The 16,559-nt window shown below is 34.5% G+C and carries 12 protein-coding genes, 1 pseudogene and 1 other annotated feature; of the genes and pseudogenes, 11 read left to right on the forward strand and 2 right to left on the reverse strand.

The annotated features are described in order from the left end of the window. The first annotated feature begins 45 nt into the window (after positions 1-45). From MWJ95_RS19530 to MWJ95_RS19560, 7 genes and pseudogenes are all read left to right on the forward strand, one after another. On the forward strand, positions 46-603 hold the full coding sequence (locus tag MWJ95_RS19530; RefSeq protein ID WP_249107019.1) for a recombinase family protein: 558 nt from the start codon (positions 46-48) through the stop codon (positions 601-603). Between the two features lie 238 nt (positions 604-841). After that, complete coding sequence (locus MWJ95_RS19535; protein WP_249107020.1) at positions 842-1,597, forward strand: class I SAM-dependent methyltransferase; 756 nt, start codon at positions 842-844, stop codon at positions 1,595-1,597. 635 nt (positions 1,598-2,232) lie between these two features. Next, positions 2,233-2,457: pseudogene (locus MWJ95_RS19540) on the forward strand (heme-degrading domain-containing protein); the annotation flags it as partial. A gap of 25 nt (positions 2,458-2,482) precedes the next feature. Further along, positions 2,483-2,956 carry a tautomerase family protein gene (locus MWJ95_RS19545; RefSeq protein WP_249107021.1) on the forward strand — a complete coding sequence of 158 codons (474 nt, stop codon included), beginning with the start codon at positions 2,483-2,485 and terminating at the stop codon, positions 2,954-2,956. Positions 2,957-2,985: 29 nt separating this feature from the next. Continuing rightward, entirely contained in the window at positions 2,986-3,945 is a 960-nt protein-coding gene (locus tag MWJ95_RS19550) for an LLM class oxidoreductase (protein WP_249107022.1), read from the forward strand. A gap of 137 nt (positions 3,946-4,082) precedes the next feature. Beyond that, positions 4,083-4,910 carry an SDR family NAD(P)-dependent oxidoreductase gene (locus tag MWJ95_RS19555; protein WP_249107023.1) on the forward strand — a complete coding sequence of 276 codons (828 nt, stop codon included), beginning with the start codon at positions 4,083-4,085 and terminating at the stop codon, positions 4,908-4,910. Between the two features lie 261 nt (positions 4,911-5,171). Beyond that, the gene (locus tag MWJ95_RS19560; RefSeq protein ID WP_249107024.1) at positions 5,172-5,477 is read left to right on the forward strand and encodes a monooxygenase; all 306 of its coding nucleotides are present in this window, start codon (positions 5,172-5,174) and stop codon (positions 5,475-5,477) included. A 754-nt stretch (positions 5,478-6,231) separates the two neighbouring features. On the opposite strand, the gene MWJ95_RS19565 is transcribed toward MWJ95_RS19560, so the two are convergent. After that, positions 6,232-7,827: a GMC family oxidoreductase gene (locus MWJ95_RS19565; RefSeq protein ID WP_249107025.1), complete on the reverse strand. Its 1,596-nt coding sequence runs from the start codon at positions 7,825-7,827 to the stop codon at positions 6,232-6,234. Positions 7,828-8,111: 284 nt separating this feature from the next. On the opposite strand from MWJ95_RS19565, the gene MWJ95_RS19570 reads away from it, so the two are divergent. After that, positions 8,112-8,498, forward strand: a complete 387-nt coding sequence (locus tag MWJ95_RS19570) for a DUF1259 domain-containing protein (RefSeq protein ID WP_249075984.1) — start codon at positions 8,112-8,114, stop codon at positions 8,496-8,498. Positions 8,499-9,397: 899 nt separating this feature from the next. Next, entirely contained in the window at positions 9,398-11,302 is a 1,905-nt protein-coding gene (locus tag MWJ95_RS19575; protein WP_249107026.1) for an acyltransferase family protein, read from the forward strand. A 1,187-nt stretch (positions 11,303-12,489) separates the two neighbouring features. Here MWJ95_RS19575 and MWJ95_RS19580 read toward each other — a convergent pair. Then, entirely contained in the window at positions 12,490-13,941 is a 1,452-nt protein-coding gene (locus tag MWJ95_RS19580) for an aminotransferase-like domain-containing protein (RefSeq protein ID WP_249107027.1), read from the reverse strand. A gap of 139 nt (positions 13,942-14,080) precedes the next feature. On the opposite strand from MWJ95_RS19580, the gene MWJ95_RS19585 reads away from it, so the two are divergent. Both MWJ95_RS19585 and MWJ95_RS19590 read left to right on the forward strand, forming a co-directional pair. Next, on the forward strand, positions 14,081-15,127 hold the full coding sequence (locus tag MWJ95_RS19585; protein WP_249107028.1) for an ornithine cyclodeaminase family protein: 1,047 nt from the start codon (positions 14,081-14,083) through the stop codon (positions 15,125-15,127). A gap of 30 nt (positions 15,128-15,157) precedes the next feature. Next, on the forward strand, positions 15,158-16,027 hold the full coding sequence (locus MWJ95_RS19590; protein ID WP_249107029.1) for a PhzF family phenazine biosynthesis protein: 870 nt from the start codon (positions 15,158-15,160) through the stop codon (positions 16,025-16,027). Between the two features lie 134 nt (positions 16,028-16,161). Beyond that, positions 16,162-16,377: a binding site (T-box leader), on the forward strand. Positions 16,378-16,559: the final 182 nt, after the last annotated feature.

Consider the following 16,559-nt stretch of genomic DNA (forward strand, 5'->3'; position numbering starts at 1 on the left):
TTCCCAAAACGGAACCTTTTCGGGACATAAATAGGAGGTAAATTGATGATTTTCGGTTATATACGCCCTTTATATGATGATGAAACATGTAAAAAACAGTTGAAAGAGTTACCTGAAGAGTGTGACACGATTTATCAAGAATCACACGGCAAACCTAAAAAACGTACTAAATTAGAAGAAATGCTTATGGCTTTAAAACCTGGAGATAAAATCATAGTTGAACGTATGTTTGTATTGGCAGATACAACTCGGCACCTTGATGATTTATTAAAATTATGTAAGAAAGATGGCGTATCCATTCATTTTCTAAAAGAAGATATTTATAGTGATCAATCTTTAGCCTATTCATTAGAAGCAATGATGGGACATTATATGCAATTTCAAACAGACGTTGCAAAGCAGTCAGCTATAAATGGAATATCAAATGCTAGAGAGCAGGGAAAGACGATTGGTCGACCTAGAAAACCTGATGTCAATATCCAAAAAGCAGTTTCGATGTACCATTCGGGTAACTACACATTACTTGATATTAAAAATGAAACAGGAATAAGTAAATCTACTCTTTACAGATACCTAGAAACATTAGGAAGTCACGATAATTAAGCTTGTTAAATAAAAGCATAACTATGCTGACCAAGATAAAATCTATTTAACAAGGTAAGAAGGGATACATATGGATGTTAGCAAGGATTGGCTGGTAATACTAAAGATTATCCATACTAGGTTAATAAGAACGTTCGCAAGAAACATCCATTAAGTGAAGACTTTAAATTATTTCTTACAAAAGTACTTAAACGCACACCTATTTCTTTAAATAAATCGTGAGGAAGAAGGTAATAATGTGGAAAAAACAGGGGATTTCACCGACAAAGCTGATATTTATGCGAAGTATCGCCCTAGTTACCCTAATGAGTATATTGATTATTTGTTTTCAGCTAACCAACTGAAAGGGGATCGGCTTGTGGCCGATATTGGTTCAGGTACGGGGATATTCAGCCTTCAGTTACTTGAAAGAGATTTAAATGTTATTGGAGTTGAGCCGAATGATGACATGAGAAAAATAGCTGAGCAATCGTTAAAACTATATTCTCGTTTTAAATCAATCAAAGCAACTGCTGAAAATACCACTTTAAAAGAGAAAAGTGTAGATTTAATTACTGTTGCCCAGGCATTTCATTGGTTTGATAAAAAAGCTTTCCAAATCGAATGTCAACGGATTTTAAAACAAAAGGCAAATGTGGCTCTTGTTTGGAATAGTAGGGATTTAACTAACCCGATTATTAAAGAGAATGCGGAAATTTGCCAAAAGACTTGTTCAAATTTTAAAGGATTTAGCGGTGGAATAGGGGAAAATCCAGAAGTATTTAACAGTTTTTTCAAGGATGGCAAGTATGAGTATAAAAAGTATCAAAATGATTTACTTTTTGATTATGAAGGTTTTTTAGGAAGGAACTTGTCAGCATCCTATGCTCCGAAAGAAAATGATGAAGCGTATAAACGTTTTGTATTTCTCCTGTCAGAGTTATTCGAAAAATACAGTAAAAATGGAAAAATTGTTCTCCAAAACATAACACGAAGCTATCTAGGCAATGTTTAAAACCTCTGAACACAAAGATTTATTTCTTACATCCAAAATTATATTTTTAGAGGCTGGGACAGAACTCGGTTATTTTGAAAAATAGCAAAAATGGGTAATAACTTTTTTACTTCACTGAGTTAAATATTCCTTCCTAAATCAAAAAAAATGTTAGGCAGTTTGCATCTCGGTCTAACATTTTTTCTTTTTGTCCCAGCCTCTATGCTCGTTTGAGCCTTAAAACATAACTTTTCACACCTAAATTGCTTGTTTTTATTTAGAATGTTTTCTTCATGGACTAATACTATATTAGGGTTATTGTATGCTTGCAAAAGTGAGTAAAACAATAAAGGATAAGCATTAATAAAGAAAATTAGGATTGTTTTTTTCCTAAAAAATTGAGTTTTTGGATAGGAACTTTAAAGTGCCTTAATCACTTTTTGATACCTATAAAACTTTAAAGTGCGTACTTACTTTTATAAAGCACACTTCTTATAATACATTTGTAGATATCTTCTGCCAGAGTTTTTAAAAGACAAAAGAATTGTTAAAGGTTCAAAGTCTTTATGCTTTAGCTATAAGAGCAGTTGATAAATATTGGTTTATTCTATCTTTAAAACTTAGTTTTTTTATAGGTATTAGAGGGAATAAAGTGAATTGAGCGCAAAAAATAGGTCGTTTCATTGCATAATCATAGCTCCTATTATACGCAGATACAAAGTGAGTTAAGTGGAATTCCACATCCTGTAGAATACTGTTTAGATCCTTTAAAATACGCTGCATTCGGTGGAGCATTTCCGAGCCAAATAAAAAATGTAGGGACCATCGGGGTGATAACGGTATCAGTGTTAATGCCGGAGATAGTGATAAAAGCAATTTAAATAAACAGTTTTAGAGGAGGATACTATGCCATTAATTGAACTAAAAACTTGGCCAACTATGTCAACAGAAGAAAAAAAGGAATTCATTTTTTCTGTAACTGAACTAACAACAAAATTATTAATGATTGTCCCCGACAAAATTCAAATTGTCATACATGAACTTGCTAAAGAAAATTGGGGAAAAGCTGGGGCAGTAGCAAATGATGCTAACTTTGCAGAGAAAAGTAGAGTTGTCAATTGGGAAACTAAAGAGTCTTATCAATCACAACCAAGTAATGTAGATGGAATGGCCATCATTGCGATTGATATATGGGATACATTTGATCAAGTGACAAAGGATAAGTGGGTTTATCAGCTTACACAAAAAACATCCAAATTTACCCATGCTCCAATGGATAAGGTACTAATCGTCATTCGTGAAATGATTCCAGGAAACTGGGGACAAAGCGGGGTAACGGGAGCAGAAACAGACTTTCTTTCCAAAAGTAGAACATATTAAATTTTAAGTAAGTAGAAAGGAGAATAGTTATGAGTCAATTTTCTAATTACCGTAGCTATAATCGAATGTATAAAGAAGGTGAGCTGACACTTGGTCTCCACATTCCATTAGAAAATTATCGGTTTGACACGCCCACAATGGAAAAACAAGTAGAATTATCGCAATTAGCAGAGAACTACGGTTTTACCAGTTTGTGGTTCCGTGATGTAATATTAGAGGATCCTTCCTTTGGTGATCCAGCAGTAGGTCAAATTTACGATATGCTTATTTATTTAACCTATTTAGCAAGCCAAACAAAAGAAATTGCCTTAGGAACGTCTGCGATTGTTCTTTCTTTACGTCATCCTTTACGAGTGGCTAAGGAAATAGCGACGATTGATCAGTTATTTCCAGAACGCTTAATTATGGGCGTTTCATCTGGAGATCGAAAAGCCGATTTCCATGGTTTAAATATTCATCATGATGATCGAGGACAACGATTCATCGAAGCATTTCAGTATTTAAATCAAGTGTTATACGAAGAGTTTCCTTCTATTCATTCATCACTTGGCGTTATTCAAGGAAGTAATTTAGTACCAAAACCAACAAAGCGAATCCCAACAATGATTACAGGATTCTCACAGCAATCAATGGAATGGTTCGCGAAAAATGGCGACGGATGGATGTATTATCCTAGAAGTCCATACCTTCAAGCTGAGACGATTCGACAATGGAGAGAACTCGTAGAACAATATTGTCCTGGAGTCTTTAAGCCCTTTACTCAGCCTATGCATTTGGATTTGTCAGAAGATCCTAATGAAATGCCTACTCCAATTCGTTTGGGTTACCGAGTAGGTCGAAATCGGTTAATAGAACTACTAAACATCTATAAGGAAATCGGTGTTAATCATCTTTTCTTTGCATTATTTGACAGTAAAAGACCAGCCGAAGAGGTTATTCATGAGCTCGGCCAAGAGGTATTGCCTCATTTTCCAGCTATCAAGAAGTGATAATAAAAATGGAACGTTGGGGGAAATTCCCTTATCCGCTCCTTATTAATAATCTGTTTAAAAGAATGAGGGAACCCCATACTATTAAGCGTATATTGCAATTAATGATTACAAAACTAAATTGGGAGGGATTTATTATGTTTCTAAATTTAAAAGGGAAAACGGCACTAGTTACAGGGTCAACTGCAGGAATTGGTAAAGCCATTGCAAAATCATTAGTAGCAGAGGGTGTTACTGTCATTATTAATGGACGCCATGAAGAAAAAGTTCATCAAACTATACAAGAAATTCGGGATCAGTATCCTGAAGCGGTTCTTCAATCATTGGTATCTGATCTAGGAACAGCGCAAGGATGCCAAAAGGCTATAGATGAATTCCGAGAAGTAGATATTCTAATTAACAACCTAGGGATTTTTGAGCCTAGAGAATATTTTAATATTTCTGATGAAGAATGGTTGAAGATGTTTGAGGTTAACATTATGAGTGGAGTTCGACTTACGCGATGGTACCTCAATCAAATGATTCAAAAAAAGGAAGGAAGAGTTATATTTATTGCAAGTGAAGCAGCCATTATGCCATCACAAGAAATGGCTCATTATAGCGCGACGAAGACGATGCAGCTTTCTCTTTCTCGTAGTTTAGCGGAGCTGACGAAAGAAACAAATGCTACCGTCAATACGATTATGCCAGGTTCTACTTTTACAGAAGGCGTAGAAACAATGCTAAATACCCTTTATCCTAATGAAAATTTGTCAATGGCAGAAGCAGAAGCGCGATTTATGATAGAAAATCGGCCAACTTCTATCATACAGCGACTTATCCGTCCTGAAGAAATTGCTAATTTTGTTACATTTTTAAGTAGTCCTCTTTCTTCGGCTATTAATGGTTCTGCGTTAAGAATTGATGGGGGATTAGTGCGTATGTCTTTTAAGAGGGTTTCAAATCCTATAAGGGCATCTAAATGAAAAAGCAATCAATAAAATACAAAAAATGATCAATCATTTACAAAATACAATCAATTTAAATAACAGCCTACAGTAAAGAAACGGAACCATTGCTGCAAATTGGATTGGTAGCCATCTTTCCTTTCTATACAGGAATAATAGCCGTGATGAATTGAAACATTACCTTCATTTGAATCGAAAAGATCATAATCAACCGAAGAATGGAGTAAAATCTTTGGTGAACGTTATATTAAAAAACAAATAAAAATAGGAGTGTTTGAAATGGCATATTTATTACAAGTTGATTTTCCGTTTGAAGGCCCTTTTGGTGAAGAAATGGTCAAAGGATTTTTGGATGTAGCAAATAGTATCAACGAAGAAGAAGGGTTTCATTGGAAAATATGGACAGAAAATCAAGACACAAAAGAAGCTGGGGGCATCTATGTATTTGAGGAAAAACAAGATGCTGAAAAATATGCTGACATGCATAAAAATAGACTTCAATCGTTTGGTGTTAAAGATATTCGAGTAAGAATTTTTGACATAAATGAAAAGCTAACAAAACTAAATCATGGTTATGTTAAATAATAAGGGAAACGGTAACTCCACAAAATGGTGTAGGTATTGTTCCATTTAACGATAAAAGTATAGTTAACTTAGTGATTTTATAATGTAGGGCAGTGCCTTCGGATGTTTTACTTCGTTATTGGCCAATTATTATTGTTGTCATCGTTCTTGAAATTGGTTTAGCCCTCTACAAATTACTTAATTCATAAAAGAGCAGTACTTGCTTAAATAGCATGCACCGATTTTAGCAGTCTTTGATCTTCCACAATACTATCTAACTTAAATCATTTTAGTTAGTCCAAAAAAAGACGTTTTACTTAAAGATGGGATTCCGTAGAAATCCCATCTTTTTCTTCTTCAACAATTGGTGCAGTATGCCTGATTGAAGGATGTTTAAAGGTATTAAAAGAAAAAGAGCCCTCTAGTTTGATATTTGAGCGTCAACAACCATGACCCATCATCAATCTTCAGTTCCTTGTTTAGGTGATGTGATAATAGTTGATTTACTATCAGAAGTAGCAAGCTTCTCACTTTATGAAAATCCACGCCAACTTAAAACTAGCGGGATTAAAATTACGTGAAAGCTCGTCTGGTTAACATAAGGGACAAAAACATTAGGACGAAGGAAGCTTAGAAACACTTTTCCTATATTAAGAGCAGAAAGCACATAGCGTGGTACTGCTAAATCGTCATATTGAAGCATTCAAACAGCTTCAATTTAACATTCACCCAATGTGTACATATTAAGCGTGTATTTAAATAAGTAATAAGTTTATTATTCAAAAGCGTTATCATCCATTAAACGTTTTGCAATGGTATATCCAATTAGGTATGCAGATGCAGACGTGTTACCATCTACTGTAAAAGGAATGATTTGTGCATCAGCGACCATTAAATTATTGACGCCATGTACATTGCCATACCGATCTACAACTCCACCTTTATCAATAGGGGCCATACGAAGTGAGCTTTGTTGATGGTGATTATGATCAAAATTTTCTTTAATAAAGGTTTCAAGTTCATCATCATTATCAATGGTTTTTAACGTTGGATTTACAAGCTGATAGTTTGGGTCGATTTTTGAAAGTTTTTCCGCAATGCCTTTAATATAAACTCTGTAAATAGCCTTTATTGCTTCTAGGTCATATTCATTATCTAAGAAACCTTCATCCGCCAGGACAATTTTTAAGGGGTCGTTATTTTGTATTTTAATGGATCCTTGACTTTTGGGTTGTAAAAATAAAATAGCAATATTTAAACTTTCTTCTGAAACAATCCCAATGAGTTGAACTCCTCGGTGGGGATTGATACTGTTATTAAGTGGATTTGGTAAGAAGGCACCTCCTGTATAAAGGGAAAATGGATCGTTTTGAAGCTGAGGGATATCTTTTGGATTCACACTAAATGTAGCAGTGTTTAAGGTATGATTAGTCAAATGTTCCCCTACATTTGGATTGTTAAAAATAACGGGGATACCGGCCTTATGTAGGTCATTTGAAGGTCCGATTCCTGATAACATTAATAGTTGCGCACTGTTTATACCCGCTGAAATAATTACTTTTTTACGGGCAAAAGCTTGAACCTTTTTACCTTCCTGTAGATATTCAATACCTATTGCTGTTTTCTCCCTAAATAAAATACGAAGTCCGGTTGACTTATAAACAACCCTTAACTTACGTCCATTCACCCCGTATCCACCAGGAGTCATAATGTCTGAAGATAAAAATGCGGTAGAAGAGCTTTCACGTTCTCCATTCATCTTTTGAAATAGTTGCCATTGAGTAAAAGGACCAATAGGGGTTTTTGGGTTATTATAGTCAAGAATTTGTTTATAACCTGTTGCTTGTTCGATCGCTGAAACTAATTTTTTCGTTATAATTGGTGGATTTTTAGGGGCTTGCCTGATATTTAAACGACCATTGAAGCCATGAAATTCAGGATTACTTGTTTCTCCATGAAAATTTTCTAACTGTTTAAAGCTACGATTTGCTCGTTCGGGGGACCATAAGTTACCTAAAAGACGTTCCCATTCTTTTAAAACAGCTGGTGTAGGTCTGACATACTGTTCACCATTTATTGAAGACCCGCCCCCAGAAAGCCGCCCCGTAGTCCATTCAAATTTCCTGTCATCTACCCCAGTTAGAGGTATTCCTTCGCCTTGCCAAAAATATTCTGCGGAAAATTGCTCTTCTAGTTCAGGAGCAAATCTAGAATCTCGAATTGGATCATCTTTATCATTGTTTTCTCCTGCCTCAAGTACTAAGACTGAGGTTTTTTTATTGTCTGTTAGTGTTTTAGCTATAACTGCTCCAGCTGGTCCCGTCCCGACAACAATAAAATCAAATATATTGTTTGAATGTTTAGAATCCACTTCACTATCTCCTTTTCTATTTTTATTTATCTTATGTAAATTGGTGTGGAAGAAGTAGGTAAAGTAATCATACTATTAAAGTTAAAAAGGGTTTGGCAGAGGGTTTGGGAATAGATAGAAAAAATTTTAGAATAAAAGGCACTTGACGGTATAATTCCCAGTCACATTACGCACTTGAGAATATATTATTACTAGAAAATAAAAAGGAGGTGAATAGATTGGAGCATGAAAATCATTCCCAGAAACAAAATCAGTCAGAAAAATTAAGCAGTTGCGTAGGTGCAATAAAATGTCAACAACTTGCTAATATCATTGGTGGGGAAGTTATTACTTCAACACCTGTTTGTGTTGTACAGCGCCTTCGCGATATTAAAGCTACCATTCTTGGACGAACTACTCGATCCCCTCTAGCACTTCCGTTTGCCCTTTCTTTTGAAGGTATTTTGGCTAAAACACTAAACCTCGGCGAATCTGTTGTACTTCAGGAGGAAATTAATCCATTTATGAAAGAGCTTCAAAAGAGAGGACTTATTGTTACAGCAGTGCATAATCATTGGCTATTTGATATTCCTAGATTAATGTACATGCATTGGGAGAATGTTGGGGATCCAACAGATTTTGCAAGAAGAAGTTTTAATGCTGCAGTTGCAGCAGGTTTATTCAAAAAGTAAAAAAGAGATAATATCTTTATCTTAAACATGGATGAAGGTAGTAACGATATATAAACAACGAGGCTCAGTATGTTCCTGTTATTCTCAACATGTTTAAGAGGCTACTAACTTGGTAGCCTCTTTTCAAGTGAGTAGTGAATATCATGCTTCCTATATTGGCGAAATGAATCAATATCAAAGGAAAACATGTTATTTGGTACAAGCTTTTCTTCGTAACAATCGTAACAATACCGTAATATCTTTCTTCTTTAAAACTACTCCGTTAGTTGAATAGCAACAATCTTTGAAAAACAACCTATAACTAGAAGCGAATGTTTGCTAAAGGAAATTTAGAGGTAGATAAGTGGATAAGTGGTAGTGTATATGATGTAATCGTAAAAACAACTGGGAATAAGTCTAAATATACATAATAAAATTTTTAAGATTATTTTAAGGATTTTATTATGTATTTTTTTAGGAGTTTGTTTTATAATTTAGAGCGTTATGTTACAATTGTGTTACGATTACATTACATATTTTAAATTGTTGTTAAGAAATTTTAGGAATCACTCTCCTTACTTAATATTAAATAGAAATATAGAAAGTAAAAGTTCTTTTATCTCTAAGCATTTGTGAATACATATTGTGGTGAAAGAAAGTCTTTTCAAAGGGTAAGCAACCTAGTATAGAATTCCATTTTATGAAGTGAAGACTCCATACTTTCCTCTTCTCCCTCAGGAAGTAATTTAGATTCCTTTTGAACACTTTGTAGGAAATTTTTCTAAACTTTTAATAGGCTTTTAATTTAAGTGAAGGATTTGATAATAATTGAAGAAAAAGGGGCGATGTTTAGCTTTATATTGAGAATTTAACATCATAAATAACGTTGATAATATTATGTAGTGGAGGAATAGAGTATTATGTCAGGCAAGACTTTAAATCATCGTTATATCCCAGGACTAGATGGAATTAGGGCATTATCAGTATTAGCTGTAATTGCATATCATTTTAGCTTCGGTTGGGCAAGAGGTGGGTTCTTAGGAGTAGATATATTTTTTGTATTATCAGGTTATTTAATAACCTCTACTGTTTTACCTTTAAAAGGGAACCAATTGACAGTTAGTTTAGGTCAATTTTGGATTGGGCGGTTTAGACGTTTACTTCCTGCTGCATATGTAATGATTATAACTACATTCGTTTGGGTAATGTTGTTCAACAAGGACCTTTTAAATACATTACGTGGAGACGCAATTTCCTCAATTTTTTATTCAAGTAATTGGTGGTTCATTTTTCATAAACTATCTTATTTTGATAGCTTCGGATCTCCTTCCCCTCTAAAAAATTTATGGTCATTAGCAATCGAGGAACAGTTTTATCTTCTTTGGCCAATTCTATTGATTATTGGGCTTTATGTTTTTAAAAAGCAAAGTAGCTTATCGATTATTGTTTTTATTGCAGCTTTAAGCTCCGCAGTGTTAATGAGTGTGCTATATCAACCAGGGGAAGACCCAAGTAGAATATATTATGGAACAGATACTCGGTCATTTGAATTATTAATTGGCTGTTGGTTAGCTCTCATTTGGCCTATGAAAAAACTTTCATCAAAAGAATTATCTATTAAAAATATCAATATGCTAAATTCTATAAGTTTGGTATCTTTTAGTATCATTATTTTATGTATTATTTTTGTTGATGAATATCAAGCTTACCTATACAGAGGGGGTATGTTCCTTTTCTGTATAAATGCTGCCATATTAATTGCGTGTGTTTGCCATCCTGTTAGTTATTTAGGAAAAATACTCTCTTGGAAACCTCTGTGCTGGCTCGGTTCAAGATCTTATGGAATTTATCTTTGGCATTATCCAATTATGGTGTTAGGTACCCCAATACATGAAATAGGGAATCCTTCGTATTGGCGCGTAGGCTTACAACTAGTTCTTATATTGGTAATCGCGGAACTATCTTATCGCTTTATTGAATCGCCAATTCGTAAACAAGGATTCCGATCATTTTATCGTAAAAATTTTGTGTTTAATTTAAATAAATGGGGAAGTATTACTTTAAGAAATAAAATATTAACGATTCTTATTCCTTTATTTCTATTAGTGTTTATTTCTGGAACCTTAGGTATGGGTGGAGAAGCGAAAAAGAATTCAGTGAAGGACTATCCAACCGATATAAAAATAAATGGGGAAGAGCAGTCTACTAACAGTAAAATAGCTGAGAAAGATTCTTCAAAAGTTGATACTAAAGAAGAAATTGATACGACTGATGAACAAGGCATTGCATCCACCCAAAAAGAAAAAAGTGTTTCAGATACTACCTCTATAAAGAAAACTTATAAGGGTATACTAGCTATTGGAGATTCTTTAATGATAGATGTTGCCTCAAGCTTACAAGAAATATACCCTAATATTACAATAGATGCAAAAATCGGGCGACAAGTCCATCAAGCTGTTAAGTTGGTACCAAATTATGCTGGTTTCAATCAACCAGACAAGGCAGTTATTATTCAACTTGGCACAAACGGATACTTTACCGATACCCAAATTGAGACACTTCTGGGGGCTTTCTCAAATGCCGATATTTATTTAGTAAATACACGAGTACCACGATCATGGGAAAGAAATGTAAATGATGCACTATATAAAAAAGCACAAATGTACGATAATATCACATTAATAGATTGGTATTCCGCAGCGATTAATCATCCGGAATATTTCGAACCTGACGGCGTTCATTTAGTACCTGGAGGAGTTAAAACCTTAACGAACTTAATTCAGCAAGCTATAAATAACGGAACTAGCAAGTTGGCATATCTATAAATAGAAGATACTATATACAATGCTTAATTGTTTAAGAGTTGAACATTTTGTTTTAATAGGGAGCCTCAGTAATATTTCTCTTGATTTATGTTACATAGTAGGACTTTTGAAAAGTCACTCATTATTATGTTTTTAAATTAGTGACTTTTTTTGTGCGCTGTGAGAGCGATCGAGATGGGGAATGGTACGTGATACTAAATCTCGATACGCCTCATAGCGTTATTTTTAATGTAATTGTCTAAATTTATTTTTGGCTTAAAAATTAAAAAACCTAGAAGCTGTGGTACCAATAAGAAATTTTTATCAATTCTATTGATTTAGTTTACATAATATAAATACTGTATTCACAATTTTTTATCGGATAAGGGGATTATTCGTACAAATTGTGGTAATTATCGTTTACGGTATATTTGCCAAATATTTATAAAATTTTATCAGTTTGAGGACGATTATTTGCAAAAATACAGACACAAAAAAACAAACCATTATAATTAAAAGGATTTTAAACGTTCGCGTTTTAGCAACGAAAGTGCTATTCGTCCATCGACTGGATACTTCATGTATGGAGTAAAACACGAACATTAGAGTTAGCGAACTAATAAAGGTTTTTTCAAAAATTTATTGCTTTCTTGACCGAAGAAGGATATCGGCACGTATTTTACTAAGAATACATTAAATATAGTACTTCATAATTGTAGGGTTCTTACTGATGTTTCACAAATTAAGGAGATATTCTCATTTAGTTCAGATCGCCTCAGGCCTGCTGTTTAGGAATAACTACCGTGAAATGTACAATTAATGATAGAGGTCTTTTATATGTTTATTCTGACAGCCCATGTGGAGTGCATAGTATTGATAGAGAAGAAATAGTCTCATATTAAAGGCTTAGGAGGTTTTTGTGTAAAAATTGAAGTGTGTTTTGTGTTCCCACAGACTAATTATCTTGGGGGAAGTTTGCTTTAGGGGGCCGAACAAATACGCAGAACTATGGATATTTGTGTTAAAATTCGGGTTCTGCGCATAGGTTATTTGAGATATAAGACAATTAGTTTTTTAGAAAATTAGATAGATTAATAATTCAAAACTTCAAGAACTAGAAGAGTTGATGATGCTTTCGAATCTGATACAGTGGTTATTCAATACTCATTTTTATAATTATCCGCCATATTTAAATCTCTATATGAAACTTAAAAAAATTGTTCTGCTACCAATTCTGAAAGAGTTTTAATTCCATAGTCAATTTCATTTAAGGATGCATAAGAATATGATATTCTTAAATATTGATCAGAGTGAAACTCATACAAATCTCCAGGGTGAACAAGTATTTTCCGACTTAAGGCTTTAGTAAAAAGCTGGTACATAGATATACCTTCATTTAACTTAAGCCAGATGAAATATCCGCCCCTAGGGATATTCCATGTACCGATGCCGGTAAAATATTTCTTTAATGCTTCAAGGGCAACATCTCTTCGGATCTTAACATTTTTCCTCATTATTTCGTTATGCTGATAATAAAGACCACTAGAGAATAGTTCTGTGGTTACATTCTGGGAGAGTGAGCTTGTTCCATAATCAGTTTGCATTTTTATATCTGCCAATCTTTCAATGACTTTTTCAGATCCAACAATCCATCCAATCCTGAGACCAGGACTTAAATTCTTCGATATTCCACCAATATATAATACAAGTCCATTGTTATCAAATGCCTTTATTGGCTGTGGGGGTTGTTCATCAAACCAAAGCTCCCTATATACATCATCCTCGATAATTGGCAAACGTTCTCTATCACACGCATCAACAAGCGTTTTTCTTCTTTCAAGTGACATGACACTCCCGCTAGGATTTTGAAAAGTAGGTATTGTAAAAAGCATTGCTCCTTTTCTCCGCCTATGTCGATCAACCAATTCTTTTATTTCTATACCTTCTTCATCCAGCTTAATTCCCGAAAGCTGCATTCCGAAAGATTGAAAGGTTCTAAGAGAGTATAGGTAGGATGGCTTTTCAACATAAACTACTGAGTTCGTGTGTAAAAGTCCAAGGGAAATAAGCTGAAGTGCCTGCGAAACACCAGAGGTAATCAAAATTGAGGATGGATCAGCTTCTATTCCTATTGTTTTAAGGTATGTGCAGACCTCTCTTCTTAGTTGGTTATTTCCTTTTGGTTCTTCATAACCCAGCGATGCCATAGACTTAGACAGTTTTTTTAGTATGCCCTGAATCATTTTGTTAGGTATTAAATCAGGGGAAGGTTCGCAGGATCCCATTCGTATGATATCAGGGTGGAATTCAGCCTGATTGATCTGTTGCATTATATTTTGATTTGGTTGATGTAATCCCGAAGATATATTGGGAAGCCAATTATATGAATGATTAACGGACATTAATGTCCATGTATTGTTTATTACTTTTGTACCTCCACCAGCATTACCGCTAATAAGGCCTTCAGCTGCCAGCTCTTCAAGGGCAGATACTACGGTACTTCTGTTTACACAGAAAATTTCAGAAAGTGTCCGCTGACTTGGCAATTTAAAACCAACTGGCCATTCTCCAGTTGCTATTTTATCTTTTATGAAGTTAACAATCTGTATATTCAATCGATAAGGACTATTTCTATCAGGTCTCCAGTTGATATCCAACATAAAATCCCTCCAAAATCATAGTTCTTTTACAATATCATTTGGTTGGTTAAATAACAACCAAGAATGGTTGGAGACTTTTTGTTGTTGTTTAAATACAATTACATTAACAGATATAAAATTTTAATGGAGAATGATAACTATGGAACCAATAAGAATTCTAAGTGATAATGATGTTAAGACCATTCTTGATATCAAGAATACAGTAGCATGTGTAGAAAAAGCCTATGCGCTTAAAGCCAACAATCAGGTGAGACTATTCTCCATGGTATCTGAGGTGATCTTTGAGGGTAGGGCAGAAATGGATATTAAATCAGGGATGCTTAATGAAGAAGATGTGTTTGGATTAAAACTCGTTTCATGGTTTGGTGAAAATAAAAATCAAGGGCTTCCAGCTATATCAGGGCTGACTATGTTATTTGATTTGAAGAATGGGTTTCCTAAGGCAATGATCAACGCAAGTTATTTGACAGGAATGCGTACTGGAGCAGCAGGTTCAATAGGCGTGAAACACCTGTCAAAACAAGATTCAAAAACACTAATGATTGTAGGTACAGGAGTTCAGGCGATTTTTCAAATTGCAGCCACTCTATCCCAAGTTCAGACAATCAACAAGGTATATATATATGACCCCGTAAAATATGAAAATGCATCAAAATTCCGTTATTCAATAAAGACGGAACTAGATAAAATCATAAATGATATCAACGATACTTATAATAAGAGCTGGAAACAAAGAATTGAGTCAGTTCAGTTTGTAGCTGTAGAAAATCCAGTGAAAGCTTTGGAAGAAACCGATGCAGTAATTACGATAACGCCTTCGCGAAAACCACTGATTTTTAAGGAGTGGATTAAGCCAGGCATACATTTCAGCTGTGTAGGGGCAGACATAACTGGAAAACAGGAAATAGATGAAAAAATCTTTGAGGTAGCTTCTGTATATGTAGATGATATTACACAAGCATCCACAGTCGGAGAAACACAAAGTGCTATAAGGGCTGGTATATTAGGCAAAAACAATTTGACTGAAATCGGACAATTCATACTTGGAAATGCGAAAGGACGTACAAGTGATGAAGAAATTACGATTTTTGATAGTACTGGCATAGCATTGCAGGATCTTGCAGTTTCAAAATATATTGTATCAAAAGCAGAAGAAATGAATATTGGGACAATCGTGCAAATATAAAATCGATATACAATCTGGAGGGATTCTATTATGAAGTTAAAAGTTTATACATTAAATTCATTTGCAAAATCCATTGAGGGAGGGAACCCTGCCGGAGTGGTACTTAGCGCTGATTATCTATCAGATGAGGACATGAAAAAAATAGCAGGTATCATCGGTTTTAGTGAGACTGCTTTTGTCATGAAGTCAGATCTTGCTGACTTCAAGGTTAGATTCTTTACACCTAATGAAGAGGTTGATCTTTGTGGCCATGCAACGATAGCAGCGTTCTATACACTTTCAAGCCAAGGATATATTAAACCAGGAAAATATTCTCAAGAAACAAAGGCTGGAATTTTAAATGTAGAAGTAATGGAAGACCTATCAATTATGATGGATCAAAATGCTCCAAGCTATTATGAAATAATAGACAAGGAGGAAATTGCAGATTCCTTAAATATTACTATAGATGAAATGTTGGGGGATCTACCAGTGCAAATTGTATCTACTGGCCTTAGAGATATACTTGTACCGATTAGAAACTTAGATATATTAAATTCTATAAAGCCAGATTTTGAAAAAGTAAAAAATATCAGCGATAAATATAATACCATTGGTTATCATATTTTTACCCTTGAATCACTAAAGGGTTCAAATGCTCACTGTAGAAATTTGGCACCTTTATATGGTATTCCAGAAGAATCTGCAACAGGTACATCCAATGGTGCCCTTTCATGTTATCTGTATAAATACGGTAAAATCAAATCTGAACATGTTATTAATATATCTGTTGAGCAAGGTTACTCTATGAAAAAACCTTCAGAAATAGTTATAGCGTTAACCACTCAAGGGAAAGAAATTATTGAGGTAAAGGTGGGCGGGAAAGCATTGAATTTGTCTGAAACAGAGGTTGAAATATAATTGGAATATAAATTTCAAATAAATTGAAATAATAAGATAGCCGCTGATTCAAAAAACCTGGTATATTTTGTATCCTGTGGTATGGCTTGCAAAATCTGTATTCATATAGTACAGTATGGTTAAAATTTAAATAACTGAACACGATGATGGGAAGTAGTAGCAAGCACGTTTTTTTTAGAGAGTCAGCGGGTGGTGGAAGCTGATAAAAGCACTTGTGAATCCGTCCTGGAGTTGCACAGTCGAAGTAATGTAAGTAGGCTGTAGCCGGCTGAAATGCCGTTATGAAATAAGTGGATTAGGTATATGCCTAATCAATTAGGGTGGCAACGCGGGTAGCTCTCGTCCCTTTATAGGGATGGGGGCTTTTTTGTGTTTATTTTTATTCAAAACGGAGCTATTGGAGTCTAGCTTGCAACGCAATTACGTCAAGACTTAATGTATGCAATGTCATTAAACTACTGGAGGTATGACGATGTTAGATATTAAACGCGTGCGCGACAATTTCGCGGAAATTAAAGAAATGTTATTAACA

It is taken from the genome of Lysinibacillus sp. Bpr_S20 (genome assembly GCF_023337835.1).
GTDB lineage: Bacteria > Bacillota > Bacilli > Bacillales_A > Planococcaceae > Lysinibacillus.